A 15,592-nucleotide genomic window follows, 5' to 3' on the forward strand; every position below is an offset into this window, starting at 1 on the left:
TTGATCCCTGTTAACTGGCCATTCGACCCTCGGCGCTCGCCGATTTTCTATGGCTGGGTCATTTGGTTTTTTTCTACCGCCGGCTTCCTGTTCAGTATTCCCGGCCAGACCATGGGCATGGCGGTATTCACCGACACCTTCATTGAGGTGTTAGACCTGACGCGAACCCAGGTATCCATGGCCTATCTCATAGGCACAGTCGCATCCTCATTATTTCTTACCCGCGCTGGGCGTTGGTATGACCTCTATGGCGGTCGCATCATGATCGCAGGTTCCGCCGCTGCTCTGGGCGCCATGGTACTGGTGATCAGCGGCGTCGACCTATTGAGCCAGTTACTGGGGGGCTCTACGGTAGTGACCTTTGCCCTGCTGCTCCTGGCTTTCTTTGGCGTGCGGTTTTTTGGTCAGGGCGTATTAACCAGCTGCTCACGAAACGTCTTGCTTCTATGGTTCGTCAAACGGCGCGGCCTCGTCAGTGGTATTCGCAGCGTTTTCGTGTCCTTTGGATTTGCCATCGCACCGCTGGCGATCGCCTTCCTGATCGCAAGCTTTGGCTGGCGGGGAGCACTGTGGTTTATGGGACTTACCGTGGGTCTGGGCTTTGCCCTCATGGCGCTTGTTTTTATCCGCGACAATCCTGCCTCTTGTGGCCTCCAAGCAGATGGCCGCAACGTCGAAGATCAGGACTCAGCGCCGGTGGAAGCACCGTCAAAGACTCTGGATCAAGCGAGGCGCAGTCCCATTTTTTGGATTTACTCTCTCAGCCTGGGCATGCACGCGCTGTTTGGCACCGCCCTCGTCTTTCATGTGGTGGCGGTGTTTGCCGAGAGCGGCTTATCCGCCGATGTCGCCTTTGGATATTTTTTGCCTGCCGCCGTGTTTTCTACCGCGAGCAATCTCATCGCCAGCAGCTTTGTCGATCGCCACAGGCTGAAGCCCTTTCTCATCTCTATGTTGGCGGTCTTAAGCTGTGGAGCAGTCGGGCTGATCAACCTGGAGCAAGCCTGGGGGTATTGGCTCCTGGCAGCAGGATTCGGTATTGGCGGCGGACTGTGGGGGGTGGTATCGAATCTCGCGTTCATCCGCTTCTTTGGCCCCCTACACCTGGGCGCTGTCAGCGGGTTTAACGCGTCTATCTCTGTGTTCGCCAGCGCCATTGGTCCTGCCGCCTTCAGCTTGGCCGTGGATCATCTCGGTAGCTATAACGCCGCCGCCAAAATTTGCCTGGGTCTATTGGTCGCCTTACTTATCGCGGCGCTCTTTACACGTCAGCAAGAGGCGCGCACTGAATCCTCTGTATTGAACTGAGCCAGATTTAGCAGCGCGCTGAAACTACGGTTCGCCCTGCACCCGACACCTTGAATCCTCAAAGCAGTGTCGCCAAACTGGAAGATTGCGTTTAATCGAGCGTTTGTGCATGGACAACCATAACGACAGCACTCTCAATGACATTCGGGCGCTGCATACCGCCAGCGAAAGTGACGTACTTCATAGCTTAATAAGTAGCACAGGTATCGATGTTGACCTCCGTCAACGGGCGCAGTCCCGGGCAGTCGATCTCATTGAGCGCATCCGCAGCGCCGGCCAGCCAGGTCTCATGGAGATGTTTCTCGCCGAGTACGGACTCTCTACGAATGAGGGCATTGCTCTTATGTGTTTGGCCGAAGCGCTGCTACGCGTGCCCGACCCAGGCACCATCGACGCACTCATCGAAGACAAGATCACTCCTTACGACTGGAGTGAGCACAGCGGCAAGTCCGGTTCATCCCTGGTTAACGCGTCGACCATCGCTCTGATGATGACCGGCCGGGTGCTGGACGATGACAACTCCGCCAGTGTTTCTGGCTTACTCAACCGCACCGTCAAACGACTCGGAGAGCCAGTTGTACGATTGGCGGTAAAACGCGCCATGCGCGAGATGGGGAACCAGTTTGTTCTAGGGCAAAGCATTCAGGAAGCTTTGAAGCGCGCCGAAACTGAAACCCAGCGGGGCTTTCGCTACTCCTTTGACATGCTTGGTGAAGCAGCGCTCACGCAAGCTGACGCGGACAGCTACTTTGAAGCCTACGCTGATGCGATACGTGCAATAGCCGAGTCAGCCCTGGATGGGGCTATGCACGAGCGACCCGGAATTTCGGTGAAGCTCTCCGCTCTGCATCCGCGATTTGAGTACGCAAAGCACAGTCGACTACTCAAAGAGCTTGCGCCCCGACTCAATGCACTTGCGCGTTTGGCAAGAGACAGCAATCTCGGATTGAACGTAGATGCCGAAGAGTCACAGCGACTTGAACCTTTCCTTCACGTGGTCAAAGCCGCGTTATCAGATGACTATCTCGCGGACTGGGATGGTTTTGGCGTTGTGGTGCAGGCCTACCAAAAGCGCGCAGCGGCGGCCATCGACTGGCTTTATGAACTTGCCGTTACGCTGGATCGTAAGATCATGGTCCGTCTGGTCAAGGGCGCCTACTGGGACTCAGAGATTAAGCAGGCACAGGTCGAGGGCGTCTCGGACTATCCAGTGTTCACGCGCCGAAGTGCTACGGATGTTTCCTACATTTGCTGCGCGTATAAGCTCCTGAACATGACAGATAGAATCTATCCGCAATTTGCTACGCACAATGCGCAAACCGCAGCGACCATTGTCGAGTTAGCCGGAAATCGCAATGACTATGAGTTTCAGCGTCTTCATGGCATGGGAGAAACTCTTTTTAACCAGTTGCTCACCGATGGCGCCAACTGTCGAATCTATGCTCCTGTGGGTCCGCACAAAGATCTCCTCGCCTACTTGGTGCGGAGGCTGCTGGAAAACGGCGCAAACTCATCTTTTGTGCATAAGGTTGTGGATCCAGCTTACAGTCCTTTATCACTTGCAGCTGATCCCTTTACCCAGCTGGAACGCATCACCACGCCACGCCCGGCTTCCCTGTCTGACCCCGCTGACCTGTTCGCGCCAAACAGAAGAGCGGCGCGAGGTTGGGACTTGAACAACGAAAACGTCGTTCGGGAAATTGATGTTGAGCGAGGACGCTTTGCCACACATCGCTGGCAGGCTGGGCCAATACTTGCCGCGGGAAGCGAATCGCCAGAAGTCACAGCCGAAAAACTGCAGATTACTAACCCAGCCAACCCTCAGGACCTTGTCGGTGAGTGCATAGAGGCCTCCCCCCTCGATTGCCATCACGCCGCTGCCGCGGCGAGAGATTGGAACGGTACAGCTGCGCAGGAGCGCGCCGTGGTGCTGCGACAAGCTGCCGATCTCTTCGAATCCAACACTGGAGAGCTCATGGCTTTACTTGCCAGAGAAGCCGGTAAATGTGCCTTGGACGCGGTGTCGGAGATACGCGAAGCCGTAGACTTCTTGCGCTACTACGCCAATTGCGCAGCAGACCTGCCTGACGCCCCGGCCCGTGGCATCATCACCTGTATTTCGCCATGGAACTTCCCCCTGGCAATTTTTACCGGCCAGGTAGCCGCCGCGCTGGGCGCTGGTAACGGGGTCTTGGCGAAACCCGCTGAATCCACGCCCCTCATAGCAGCCAAGGCGGTGAGACTCCTCCATGATGCTGGAGTGCCCGGAGAGGTGTTGCAGTTTCTACCGGGCACTGGCGCCACCGCAGGACGCGCCCTTACAACAGCAGCAACCGTGAATGGCGTGTGTTTCACCGGCTCCACGGCGACGGCTAAGATCATTGATCGCAACATGGCGTCGCATTTGTCGGCATCGGCACCACTGATTGCAGAAACCGGCGGAATCAATGCGGGCATCGTGGACTCCACGGCGCTACCCGAACAGGCGATTCGCGATGCTCTCGCTTCGGCTTTCCAATCGGCGGGGCAGCGCTGTTCCGCCCTGCGCATTTTGTACCTGCAGGATGACGTCGCGGATATCCTGCTAGACATGCTCCACGGTGCTATGGATGAGTTGGACATAGGAGCCCCCTGGTCCTTCTCTACTGATATCGGCCCTGTGATTAACGCACAGGCTCAAACGTCAATTCAGGCCTATGTCGATCAGGCCAATCAGGAAGGTCGCCTATTGAAACAACTACGGGCGCCGCAAGAGGGGTACTTTGTGGGGCCGGCGGTAATCGAGGTAGCGGGTATCGAAGATATCGCCACTGAAATATTCGGCCCGGTGCTGCACATTGCTCGCTTTGCCGCTGACGACTTCGACCGAGTGATCGCAGATATCAACGCAAGCGGTTACGGCCTGACCTTTGGCTTACACACGCGCATCGACGAGCGGGTCAAGCAGGTGTCCTCCGCCGTCCATGCCGGCAATCTCTACGTGAATCGCAATCAGATTGGCGCCGTGGTCGAATCTCAGCCCTTCGGCGGCGAAGGCCTTTCGGGTACCGGCCCTAAAGCTGGCGGCCCCCGCTACGTGCCGCGTTTCCAGCAGCCGCGCGAAGCTCCTCGATCCACGGGTGACATTGGTAAAGGACCAGAGCTAGGCGCAAAGACCGTGCAGTCCGCCATCGACTCCCTAGATTGGCATGAAGCGCAGGCGCTGGACGAGCAGGAGATGCCAGGCCCCACTGGAGAGGCCAATCGTCTCGCACTCTGGCCCAGGGGACTGGTGCTCTGCCTGGGACCCACTGCGCAGGATGCGGCGATGCAGGCCGGTATAGCAAGAAGCATGGGTTGCCCTGCACTCATGGTCGCACCGGGCGTCGATACCGCGCAGGGAATAAACGGCAAGCTTCCGAGAGAGGCGCTAGAAACCTTGAACGGGATTTCAGTCGTGGCGCTGTGGAGCGAGGAATCAGATCTGCGAGAGGCACGTCAAGCCCTCGCAGCACGCGACGGCATGCTCGTACCCTTAGTCAGCGGGAACGATCTGGATAGCTATTGCGTACATGAGCGTCACACCTGTATTGACACTACGGCAGCCGGTGGCAATGCAAGTTTACTCGCTGCGGACAGCGACTGAGAATAACAGCGCTGGATTTACCGCTTGTTCTACGGCTATCCTTCCTGACATAACAAACGATCGATGCGGTCATGTCAGATGCTCATCGGTCTAATAAGCTCACCCAGGGTGCACCCCTCATGATTCAACTCTCAGGCTCTCACTCTCGCATCCTCACAACAGTTTTGATGGCAGTCTTTACCGCCGGCAGTTTGGGCGCCACCCACGTCGCCGCACAAGAAGACAAAGGCCTGCAGTGGTCCGTGATGCCCTACCTTTGGGGATCAACAACGGAGCTGGATCTTACATTTCGGGACGTCACAATCAGCCCGGATGAGCTGAGCTTCAAAGAACTGGTTGATACATTAGATGCGGCGTTCATGCTGCAAACAGAGATCGGAGCTGGTTACTGGAGTGTTTTTGCCGACGTTACCTATCTCAAAATAGCCAGCACCGATGTTCGCGATCGGCTGCGCATCGATGTCGACAGCACCCAACTATTTGCCGACGCAGCCGTAGCCTACTGGCCCCAGGGTTTCGGCTCAGCACTGAGCCTATTTGGCGGGGTCCGCCACTCGGGTTTTGACAATAGCTTAGGATTCACTGCCACCAACACCGAGCTGCCCGAAGCAGTTAGAAGCTCGGACACGGATTATTACGATCTGCTTTTGGGCCTTCGCTACCAAACACCCATTTCTGAACGATGGAACATACGCAGCTATGCTGACTACGCTTTTGGTGACTCCGAGGGCGTCTTCGTAATCCGGGGGAGCTTTGCTTATAACTTTGGCAAGGCGAGACAAAATGCGGCAATTCTTGGTTATCAGTACAAAGAGGCAGAGTTCTCAGATGGCGATCTGACCAATGCATTCACCTACTACGGCCCTGTAGTGGGCGTTGAGTTCAGCTTCTAGCGCCTTGAAAACTAACCGGTGATTTGGGGCACCCTAGTCAGTGGCGCTCATGGTCACCACGCTCCAGACATGTCCAAAGGGGTCACGCAGCTTTCCGTGGCGGCCAAAAAACTCGTCGGTCACGGGACGAATCGCAGTAGCACCCGCCTCAATCGCTCGATCGAACCACTGATCAGCGTCGTCCACAGCCAAGGCGATGGTAAAAGTTGTACGACCTTCAAGAGTATCCGGAGCCACATTGCCAACGAGCTCCTCCATTTCCAAAAACTCATCCGCCAGCATGAGTAGGTGATCGTTTATACGCAGGGTCGCATGACCAAGCTTACCCTCGTGTCCGTAACGCGCGACCTCCTCTGCAGCAAAGGCCTTTTTGTAAAACTCTATTGCTGCGGCGCCATCACGCACGCAGAGGTAAGGAGCAACAGCTTTCATCATGACTTCCTCGTTGGGGGCGCCAGAACGAAACGCCCTGTCGACTTAGAGGAAAAGATAGCCCATAAAAAGCAAAAAGACAGCGAGCAGAAGCTGAGACATTGGCACTCGGATGTTCGACGAAGTACAGTCAGGCTATAGAAAACCCCGTCATAAGATCACGAACAAGGTATTTGCATCCATGCACAAGAATCTACGCGAGATTATCGGAGAATCCGGTGCTCTGCTTCGCAGCACCCTTCTACCCCTGCTACTTTTGAGCGCTATTCAAGCGGCTGGGGCTGCAGATGATACGGATCCCATCGATGAGGTAATCGATGGTTTAAACCTGCGGGCCATCGGGCCGGCGATGATGGGCGGACGCATCGCCGATATTGAGGTCGATCCGAACGCGGCTTCAATCTGGTACATCGCTGTGGGATCTGGCGGGGTCTGGAAGACAAGCAATGCCGGAATCACCTGGGCTCCCATATTTGATGACCAGAAGTCCTACTCCATCGGCGAGATCACTATCGACCCCCAAAACTCGAATACTCTTTGGGTCGGCACCGGCGAAAACGTGAGCGGCCGCCACGTAGGCTGGGGAGATGGTGTTTATCGAAGTCTCGATGGCGGTAAAACGTGGACATCCATGGGGCTGGAAAAATCCGAGCATATCGGGCGCATTCTTGTAGACCCCAATAACTCTAATCACATTCTGGTTGCGGCAGAGGGCCCCCTTTGGTCCTCCGGTGGAGAGCGGGGTGTGTTTCGTAGCACCGATGGCGGCCAAAGCTGGAGTGCTGTTCTCACGGTTGATGACAAAACCGGTGCCACGGACCTGGAGTTCCACCCTAAGGACCCCTCTGTAGTTTACGCGGCCACGTATCAGCGCCGTCGCACGGTTTGGTCCTTTCTTGCGGGCGGACCGGGTTCCGGATTTTGGAAATCCACCGACGGCGGCGCGACCTGGCGTGAGGTGACTGAGGGTCTGCCCAGCGATGACGAGGACCTCGAAGTCGGCAAGATCGGCCTGGCGGTAACGCCTGCGGATCCCGATCGCGTATACGCGACGATCGAAGCTAATGACGGAAAACAGGGATTCTTCATCAGCCATGATAGAGGCGAGAGTTGGGAGCGCAGGAACGAGTACATCTCGGGAGGCACAGGTCCCCACTACTATCAGGAAATTGAAGCTTCGCCTGTTGATGCAGACCGGGTCTATCAGATGGATGTGTTTTTACACGCCACCGCTGATGCGGGAAAAAATTTCGAAGTACTGGGTACCGGTCGCGACAAGCACAGCGATAACCATGCGCTCTGGATAGATCCGAAGGCACCCACACACCTCCTCGCGGGTACCGATGGTGGTCTCTACGAGAGCTTTGATGACGGCAACACCTGGCGACACTTTCCAAATCTACCCATCAGTCAGTTTTACAAAGTCTCGGTCAGCGATCATTCGCCTTACTACAACGTGCTTTTAGGCGCTCAGGACCTCGGTACATTGCATGGTCCCGCGCGAACCACCAATGTTGAAGGCATTCGAAACCAGGATTGGTATGTACCCTACGGTGCCGATGGTTACGGTGTGGCTTTTGACCTCTTCGATGCGGATGTCTTTTATCAGATGAGCCAAAAGGGCAATCTAATTCGACATCACGCACCCAGCAAAGAGAATGCAAGCATCCGTCCGCAACCCGCCGAAGGCGAAGCGCCGGAACGCTGGAACTGGGATTCGCCGCTGGAGATGAGTCCCCACTCACCCGGCAGGATCTATTTCGGGTCCCAGCGTGTCTGGCGAAGTGATGATCGCGGCAATGCCTGGACAGCAGTCAGCGGCGACCTAACCACAGATACAAATCGATTTACGCTGCCGGTCGACGGTAGAGTACGCAGCACCGACGCCCTCTGGGACCTGGGTGCTATGTCGGGTTACGCCACGCTCACCGCCATCTCCGAGTCGCCCTTACAGGCGGGCTATCTATGGACCGGCAGTGATGACGGTTTGGTACATAGCACCACTGATGGCGGTGCCAGCTGGAGTGCGGTCACACCATCAGGGCTGCCTGACGGGGCCTTTGTTAACGATATAGAGGCCTCACAGCATAATGACAACGGTGCGTTTGTAGTCGCCGACAATCATAAAACCGGCGACTATCGGCCTCTAATCTTCGCTACCGATAACAACGGGAAGAGCTGGCGAGACATTAGCGGCGACCTTCCAAAGGACATCATCGTCTGGGCTATTCAGCAGGACCACATTGAGCCTGGCCTTCTTTTCCTTGCCGCAGAGAACGGAATCTACGTGACTCTGGATAGCGGCGAGCACTGGAGGATTCTCAGTGCCGGAGTACCGACGGTGCCCTTCAGAGATCTTAAACTACAGCGACGGGACAACGATCTTGTGGGCGCTAGTTTTGGTCGCGGTGTTTACATTCTGGATGATTACCGGCCGCTACGGGAAATGGCGGCAAATCTGAGAACGGTTAGCGAGGCGGTTCCCGGCATTGAAGGCACTCTTTTCTCCGTGCGCGATGCCTGGTGGTACCTCGAGTCAGTGCCGGGTCAGGCAGCAGGCATTCCCAGTCAAGGGAGTACCGCCTATAAAACTGCGAACCCCGAGCTTGGCCCAATGTTCACGGTGTACCTGAAAAGCGTAGCGCAGACAGCGACAGCACTGCGCCGAGAGCAAGAACGCGACCTCGCGGCCGCAGGCAAAGATATCCCTTTCCCCGGCTGGGACGCACTCAAGGATGAGGCCACCAATGGTGAAGCCCGATACTTTATTGAGATCAGCGACTCCCGGGGAAGCCCGGTTCGTCGCCTGAACATTGCAAGCGACACTGGATTACAGCGAGTAAATTGGGACATGCGCGCCGATGCGCCCAACGCAATCAGCTTCCCCGACGGGAGCTTTAGAGCTCCGTGGATGAGCGATCCCAAGGGAGCACTTCTCGCGCCCGGCGCTTACCAGGCACAACTGGTCCGTGTCGGCCCGGACACGACAGTGAATCTGGGTGACGCTCAACCGTTTGAGTTACAGGCTCTCACTACGCTCCCAAGCGGAACCGACTACCTTGCAACTGTTGAGTTTCAGGCCGAGGTTAGCGAGGCCCAACGACAACTCTACGCCGTTGACGGCTTGCTAAAAGAAGTTTCCGCAGAAACTCGATACCTGCGCGCAGCTATCGATGCGTCTCCCGACAGCGATCGCTCCTTGCATCAATCAATCGACGCACTGGAAGCCGACATCGCTGAGCTCAAGTACATGCTTCGCGGAAACCCTGCGAGACAGAAGCTTGCCGAAGCCATGACGCACAGCGCAGCACGCCGCATTAGCTCCGCAGCTCGCTCCATGAACACGCGCATGCCACCCACGGCGAATCAGCGTAAAGATTTGCAGCTAGGCAAAGAGTGGATGACGGATATCGCGGCCAGAGCCACCTCCGTGCGCGACGAGCAATTGGCGAGTATCAAGGCCGCTCTCGCAGAAAGCGGGGCGCCCTACATACCCGGACAGACGGTGAGCAACTGATGGCGTCAGCGTTCATAGACCACCCGACCTAACGGGCAGGAGTGGCCAGGCGCTGGTTTGCTCTAACAGCTATCAGCGCCTCGCCACCGCTTTCGGGGCTGGTGCTCACCGAACGTTTTCGTGGCCAGGCGCCGGTTTGCTTTGACCGCTACCAGCGGCTCGGCGCCGCTTTGCTTGAGCGTCCGTCGAGCGCGCTGTTAAGTACTCAATCGTCGATGGAGATGCGCGAGCAGCTCAAGGGAAGCGGCGCCGAGGCGCTGGCACCCGTCCGGAAGCATTACTCGCGCTTCAACCGAGCGGCATCACTCCCAATCAGGCGCCGCCACCGCGGGTCCGGCAATAGCATTGAAGGCTGCAACGTCTTCACTCACCAGGGTCTCCCACTCTGACATTGCTTCCTGCCACTGCGGCCGCAAATCGTTCAGGCGATCTCTTTGCCCGCGAGTGAGTCCCAGCACCGCATCGCCCGCCTGCTGATAAACATCGATGAGAAACGCATCAATCCGCGGATGAAAGTTCAGCACATCCTGAAAGGTTTCGCGCTGGGGTGTAGTCACTGACTTCTGCCAGTCGTCCAAAGACGCGAGGAGCGACTCCGCCGCTTCTGCAACAACGTCGTCCTCGGCAGCCTTCGCAAGCGACTGACGCATGCGCACCTGCTCCTGAATGCTCTGCAGACTGGCGACGCGCGTGTAGATGGCATCGATCATGGAGAAGGCCTCATCAACGAAAGCCTGCTGTTCGGCGATCGCCTCCGCGTCATAATTGTTTATGGGATCCCAGCTGACTTCCACGGTTTGCTCCTGAACCTCCTCGCCGAGCTGCATGCGCACCGTGTAGGTGCCCGGAGCCACGGCATATCCCGCGATGGATTTATCCGCGCGAGCGCCATACACCACATCGTAGTTCAGGGTTTCTGTGGCGCCGGTATGCAAATCCCATACAATCCTGTTGAGGCCTTTTTGCGCGGGAATTGCCATAGCAGAGCCTCTGCCACCGCCTTCGATACCTTTCTCAGCATCCGTGGCAAAACTGCGGATCACCTCACCGTCAGCGTTCAATATATCGACGCTTAGCGTGTGTTCCTCAAGATCAAGGTCTTCACTTAGCGCGTAGTACAGCACCGCGCCATCCGGCGCGCTCGGTGCTACGCTCTCGCCGCCGCCCGCACGACCCTTTGTCGGGGTTAGGCGAATAGCCGGTGTGGGCGCATAGAGGTGAGCTGCTGCCGATTCATGCGCTTCGTCAAATTGGCGCAGGGGCACGATGTCATCGATCACCCAAAAAGCACGGCCCTGAGTTGCCAACACCAGATCGTTACGCCGCACCATCAGGTCAGTGATGGGAACGATGGGCAAGTTAGTCTGAAACGCCTGCCAGTCCTTGCCACTGTTAAACGAGATGTACAGGCCTCGCTCCATTCCCGCGTACAAGAGACCCTCGCGCTCGGGGTCTTCCCGTACCACCCGCACAAAGTGTGCTTCGGGTAGGCCATCGCTAATCGATGACCAGCTGCGCCCGTAGTTTGAGGTGCGATACACGTAGGGCTGGTTATCGCCCTCTTTGTACTTCATCACCACGACATAGGCGACCGCCGGATCGTGGGGAGACACTTCAATAGCATTGATCAGACCGCGACCCGCATTTCTTGGGCTTACGTCTTTCCAGTTTTCACCGCCATCGCGGCTAACATGGACAAGACCATCATCACTGCCCACCCACAGTGTGTCGGGGTCGTGGGAGCTCTCCGCAAAAGAAAAGATCGTGTTGTACTGCTCGATATTTTCATTGGTGTAGGGACCCATGCCCTCGCCCTGCTTATCCAGTTCATTACGGGTGAGGTCCGGGCTCGCTTCTTCCCAATCAAAGCCACGATTCACAGACTTAAGCAGCACATTACTGCCGTGATAAATCACCTTCGGATCGTGGAGCGAAACGTGAATAGGAGAATTCCAGTTAAAGCGGTACTTGGAATCGCTGGCCAACTGTCCCAAACCCGTTTCCGAGTAGGCTTTAACGGAGCGGCTTGTACGCGTCTGAGTATCAAACTCATCAATCAATCCGAGATAGCAGCCAGCGTAGGTGTAGCGAGGATCATTGGGGTCCATTGCCACATAGGCACTCTCGCACCCGCCGTGCACTTCCCAGTCATCGCGACCGATTTGGCCATCTCTTGAGCGACTGCGAATCGCGACGGTGGAGTTGTCCTGTTGGCCACCATAAATGCGGTACTCAAACGCGTTGTCGGTGTTCACCCGGTAAAACTGCGCCGTTGGCTGATTGTCCTGACGGGACCAGGTCGTCGCCCCATCGAAGGACACGTTAGCGCCGCCATCATTCGCGTTAACCATCCAGTCAGAGTTGTCAGGGTTAATCCAGAGATAGTGATTATCGCCATGAGGTGTCTGAACCTGGCTAAAGCTTCTACCCCCGTCGATAGACTTCATAAACGGCGCATTCAGCACATAGACCGTGTTCTCATCATTGGGGTCGGCAAAGATATGCATGTAGTACCAGGAGCGCGCTCGAAGCACGCGCTCCTTGTTGAGCTGAGTCCAGCTGTCACCGCCATCGTCAGAGCGGTACAGGCCGCCAGAATCGCCCTCGGCTTCGATGATTGCCCAGACCCTACCGGACTTTGCACCAGATACGGCAACCCCCAGCTTACCCATGCCCTCGGGCAAGTCGTCGACCAGACGTTCCCAGCTTTCGCCGCCGTCTGTCGAACGCCAGATACCACTGCCCTCGCCTCCTGAGCGCAGCTTCCAGGGGGTGCGCTGGTTGTCCCACATCGCCGCAAACAAAATACGCGGATTGCCGGGATCTATCGCGAGATCTACCGCTCCCGTGGTTTCGTTAAGGGGCTCGAGCACACGACGCCATGTTTCGCCGCCATCCGTAGTTTTGAACACCCCACCATCATCTGCAGGCGCGTAAGTGTTGCCCTGGGCCGCTACCCAAATAGTGTCGGGGTCTGTCGGGTGGATGCGAATCTCACCAATCTGACGGACGTTCTCAAAGCCTATATGCGTCCAGGTCTTGCCGGCGTCTGTGGATTTGTAAACGCCATCGCCCTGCGACGAGGCAATGTTTCGAAAGGGCGACTCCCCCATACCCACAACCAGTACATTGGGATCTGAGGCCGCGACGGCGATGGCACCCACGGCCGAGGAACCAAAATCCTCATCTGAAATGGGCTGCCAGCTTGCACCCGCGTTCTCGGTCTTCCAGACCCCCCCCGTGGTACCCATGTAGTACACATGAGGGTTTTCGCGAACGCCCACCGCTACCGTCGCGCGTCCCCCGCGAAAAGGGCCTACATTTCTCGCTTCTATGCCGTCAAAAAAGTCGCGGTCGTCTTCGACACTCATGGCCTGCGGAGCCATGACAGAGAAAAGGATGCCCAGACAAGCAATAAACAGCGCTGGCTTCATGATCAACCCTCAAAAGTTAGTTTGTTTTTATCGAAAGTTCGTTAGCCGGAAAGTATATGTCAGAATCACTGCAGGCGGACCCTGCACAACCTAAGGAATATCTAGCATGTTAGTGAGCGGACATATTCAGGCGCGCATCCGCGATCAGGAATTTGGAGCCAGCGCGCGGCAATTGTTGATCTCGGTACTTCTCTTGCTGGCAACTACCGGCGTAAAGGCCACAGAGAGCTCTGCCCTTACCTTGGACGATGTGTTCGCATCACCCAGCATCTTTGGAACAGCACCGTCACCACCCCAATGGGCTGCAGACAGCCGCCACTTTGCCTTTACCTGGAACGACGAAGGCCTGGCCACTCGCCACCTGTGGCTGGCAACTGCTACCGGTGAGGTTCTTCGCAAACTTCCAACACCCGACGGAGCCGCACAGGTTCGAGATTTCCTATGGCGTGCTGATAGTCAGTCGCTCATGACTCTAAGAGGGAGCGAACTTTGGCAATCAAACATCGACGATCAATCCGCGCAGCTATTGGGTGATTTAGGCGAGGGGGCATCGAACCTTCGGCTTGCACCCGATGATCATCAAGTCGCCTACCTGAAAGACGGTGATCTATGGATCTTTGATTTACAGAGTAATAGCGCTCGCGCAGTTACCGATGTCGGCATCCCGGGCTTATCCGCACTGTCCATCGGTCGCTACAACCGCCCCGAGCGGGAGATCGGTCCGGGCATCTGGGGCGGGCCTAGCTACGCATGGTCACCGGACAGTAAAACCATAGCCGTCCACCTGGTCGATAGACGAGGCATGCGCAAAATTCCGTTTCCGGACTATCTGGCAAAGGAAACCGCACCCAATGAGGTGCGGCGAGGCTACCCGGGAGACGCGAACGAATCCCGTAGTGTCGCTTTGGTGAATCTTCGCGACAGCACGATGGAGCTGCTGCCTCTTGAGGATACGACTTCGCGACAGGTCATCGGTTTTTCCTGGTCAGCTCAGGGTGAACTGCTTCTGGATATTGCCTCGGACACCGCCGAAGATCGCTGGCTATACACGGTAGATGCAAACCAGCAATTGAATACCGTGTGGCACAGCTACCGCCAAAGCCGTATTTACACGTCCTTCGCCTCAGCATGGCACTCCAATGGCGAAGATATTGTGTTTCTCAGCGACCTCGACGATCGCTACGGGCTCTACAGCATCAATGCTATGGCGCCCAAGGCGACGCCGGAACGATTGAGCGATGCGGATGCAGACGTACTTAGCTCGCCCATCGTAACGGAGCGCGGTGAGATTTTTTACACGGCCAACGCCCCCTCTTCCCGTGAGAGTCAGGTGTTTCGTGTCAGCCTGGAATCACGCACTCCCCAACGGGTGACGCCTGTGCCGGGATTCAATACAGCCTTTCCTTCACCTAATGCCAAACACCTGGCGTTTATGCACAGTGAAGACACGCAGCCACCAGAAATCTATACCGTGACGGCGTCGGGTGATCAGCCCCGACGCATTACCCACTCTCAAACAGACGCCTTCATAGAAAAGTCATGGGCTCGCGGCCGCTATGTGAGCTTTCCCAGTCACATTGATGACTACATCTTGCATGCGCGAATTCTCGAACCCCGCAACCTGGAACCGGGTCGTCAGTATCCCGTGCTATTCGGCCCTATGTATTCCAACACCGTGCGCAACCGCTGGCGGGGGGTGTATAGCCGCATGCAGCAGTTGCTTGTACAAAAAGGCTACATCGTTGTGCAGGTCGATATGCGTGGCAGCACCGGGTACGGACGCGACTTCCGGGAAGAGTTTTTAGTGGACTTTGCTGGCGATGACATCGAGGACATCGTTAGCACGGTTAATTATCTAAAGTCCCAGCCCCATATTGATACCAACCGCATGGGCATCTGGGGAAGCAGCTACGGTGGAACGCTCTCCATCTACTCGCTGCTAAAAAAACCCGGACTGTTTCGCGCAGGGGTCGCTGCCGCTGCCGCCGTGGACCCCTACTTCTTTGGTACGGATGACGTCGCCATTGTTCGCCGTCCCGATACGCATCCTGAGGTGTTTCTGAATAGTGCGGCGCGCTATGCCGATAATCTCGAGGATCATTTGCTGATTATTCACGGGATGCAGGATCAGGTCGTACCTTTCAAGACGACGGCGGCGCTGGCGGACTTACTGATAAAGAAAGGAAAGGATTTTGACTTTGCCTTCGCACCGGGAGCCACCCACGGCTGGAGCCGGGAGCCCCATTACGCCCAATATCTCTTCGGGAAAATGCTCGCGCATTTCGATCGCTATCTCATGCCCGAGTAAGGTCCACAGAGCGCGACACGGCAACAAAGCTGCCGACGACGGGTTACACTTCGATCCATGGTGTATATAGTTCGT

Annotated in this window: 7 protein-coding genes; 5 read left to right on the forward strand and 2 right to left on the reverse strand. The window is 56.5% G+C overall.

The window, feature by feature from the left end; all coding sequences use genetic code 11:
- The 3 genes from ACTG39_RS03505 (at position 1) to ACTG39_RS03515 (ending at position 5,826) form a co-directional block, all read left to right on the forward strand.
- Complete coding sequence (locus tag ACTG39_RS03505; protein ID WP_439106146.1) at positions 1–1,308, forward strand: MFS transporter; 1,308 nt, start codon at positions 1–3, stop codon at positions 1,306–1,308.
- A gap of 109 nt (positions 1,309–1,417) precedes the next feature.
- Positions 1,418–4,933, forward strand: coding sequence for a bifunctional proline dehydrogenase/L-glutamate gamma-semialdehyde dehydrogenase PutA (putA, locus tag ACTG39_RS03510; RefSeq protein ID WP_439106147.1), 3,516 nt, complete (start codon positions 1,418–1,420; stop codon positions 4,931–4,933).
- Positions 4,934–5,052: 119 nt separating this feature from the next.
- Positions 5,053–5,826, forward strand: a complete 774-nt coding sequence (locus tag ACTG39_RS03515; protein WP_439106148.1) for a hypothetical protein — start codon at positions 5,053–5,055, stop codon at positions 5,824–5,826.
- A gap of 33 nt (positions 5,827–5,859) precedes the next feature.
- Here ACTG39_RS03515 and ACTG39_RS03520 read toward each other — a convergent pair whose 3' ends face one another.
- Positions 5,860–6,261 (reverse strand): VOC family protein, encoded by a 402-nt coding sequence (locus ACTG39_RS03520; protein WP_439106149.1) that lies wholly within the window; start codon positions 6,259–6,261, stop codon positions 5,860–5,862.
- A 178-nt stretch (positions 6,262–6,439) separates the two neighbouring features.
- Here ACTG39_RS03520 and ACTG39_RS03525 point away from each other — a divergent pair, with 178 nt between their 5' ends.
- Positions 6,440–9,775 carry a VPS10 domain-containing protein gene (locus tag ACTG39_RS03525; RefSeq protein WP_439106150.1) on the forward strand — a complete coding sequence of 1,112 codons (3,336 nt, stop codon included), beginning with the start codon at positions 6,440–6,442 and terminating at the stop codon, positions 9,773–9,775.
- Between the two features lie 302 nt (positions 9,776–10,077).
- Here ACTG39_RS03525 and ACTG39_RS03530 read toward each other — a convergent pair whose 3' ends face one another.
- Positions 10,078–13,209, reverse strand: coding sequence for a WD40/YVTN/BNR-like repeat-containing protein (locus ACTG39_RS03530; RefSeq protein WP_439106151.1), 3,132 nt, complete (start codon positions 13,207–13,209; stop codon positions 10,078–10,080).
- Between the two features lie 106 nt (positions 13,210–13,315).
- Here ACTG39_RS03530 and ACTG39_RS03535 point away from each other — a divergent pair, with 106 nt between their 5' ends.
- A complete protein-coding gene (locus tag ACTG39_RS03535; protein ID WP_439106152.1) occupies positions 13,316–15,517 on the forward strand; it encodes a prolyl oligopeptidase family serine peptidase in 2,202 nt (733 codons plus the stop codon).
- Positions 15,518–15,592: the final 75 nt, after the last annotated feature.

This window comes from Congregibacter sp., assembly GCF_965662665.1.
Lineage (GTDB): Bacteria > Pseudomonadota > Gammaproteobacteria > Pseudomonadales > Halieaceae > Congregibacter.

What these genes read in the sequence shown, in the direction of transcription:
- putA (WP_439106147.1), top strand. Translation starts at nt 1,418, where the DNA reads ATGGACAACCATAACGACAGCACTCTCAATGACATTCGGGCGCTGCAT.
- ACTG39_RS03530 (WP_439106151.1), bottom strand. Translation starts at nt 13,209, where the DNA reads ATGAAGCCAGCGCTGTTTATTGCTTGTCTGGGCATCCTTTTCTCTGTC.
- ACTG39_RS03525 (WP_439106150.1), top strand. Translation starts at nt 6,440, where the DNA reads ATGCACAAGAATCTACGCGAGATTATCGGAGAATCCGGTGCTCTGCTT.
- ACTG39_RS03535 (WP_439106152.1), top strand. Translation starts at nt 13,316, where the DNA reads ATGTTAGTGAGCGGACATATTCAGGCGCGCATCCGCGATCAGGAATTT.
- ACTG39_RS03515 (WP_439106148.1), top strand. Translation starts at nt 5,053, where the DNA reads ATGATTCAACTCTCAGGCTCTCACTCTCGCATCCTCACAACAGTTTTG.
- ACTG39_RS03520 (WP_439106149.1), bottom strand. Translation starts at nt 6,261, where the DNA reads ATGATGAAAGCTGTTGCTCCTTACCTCTGCGTGCGTGATGGCGCCGCA.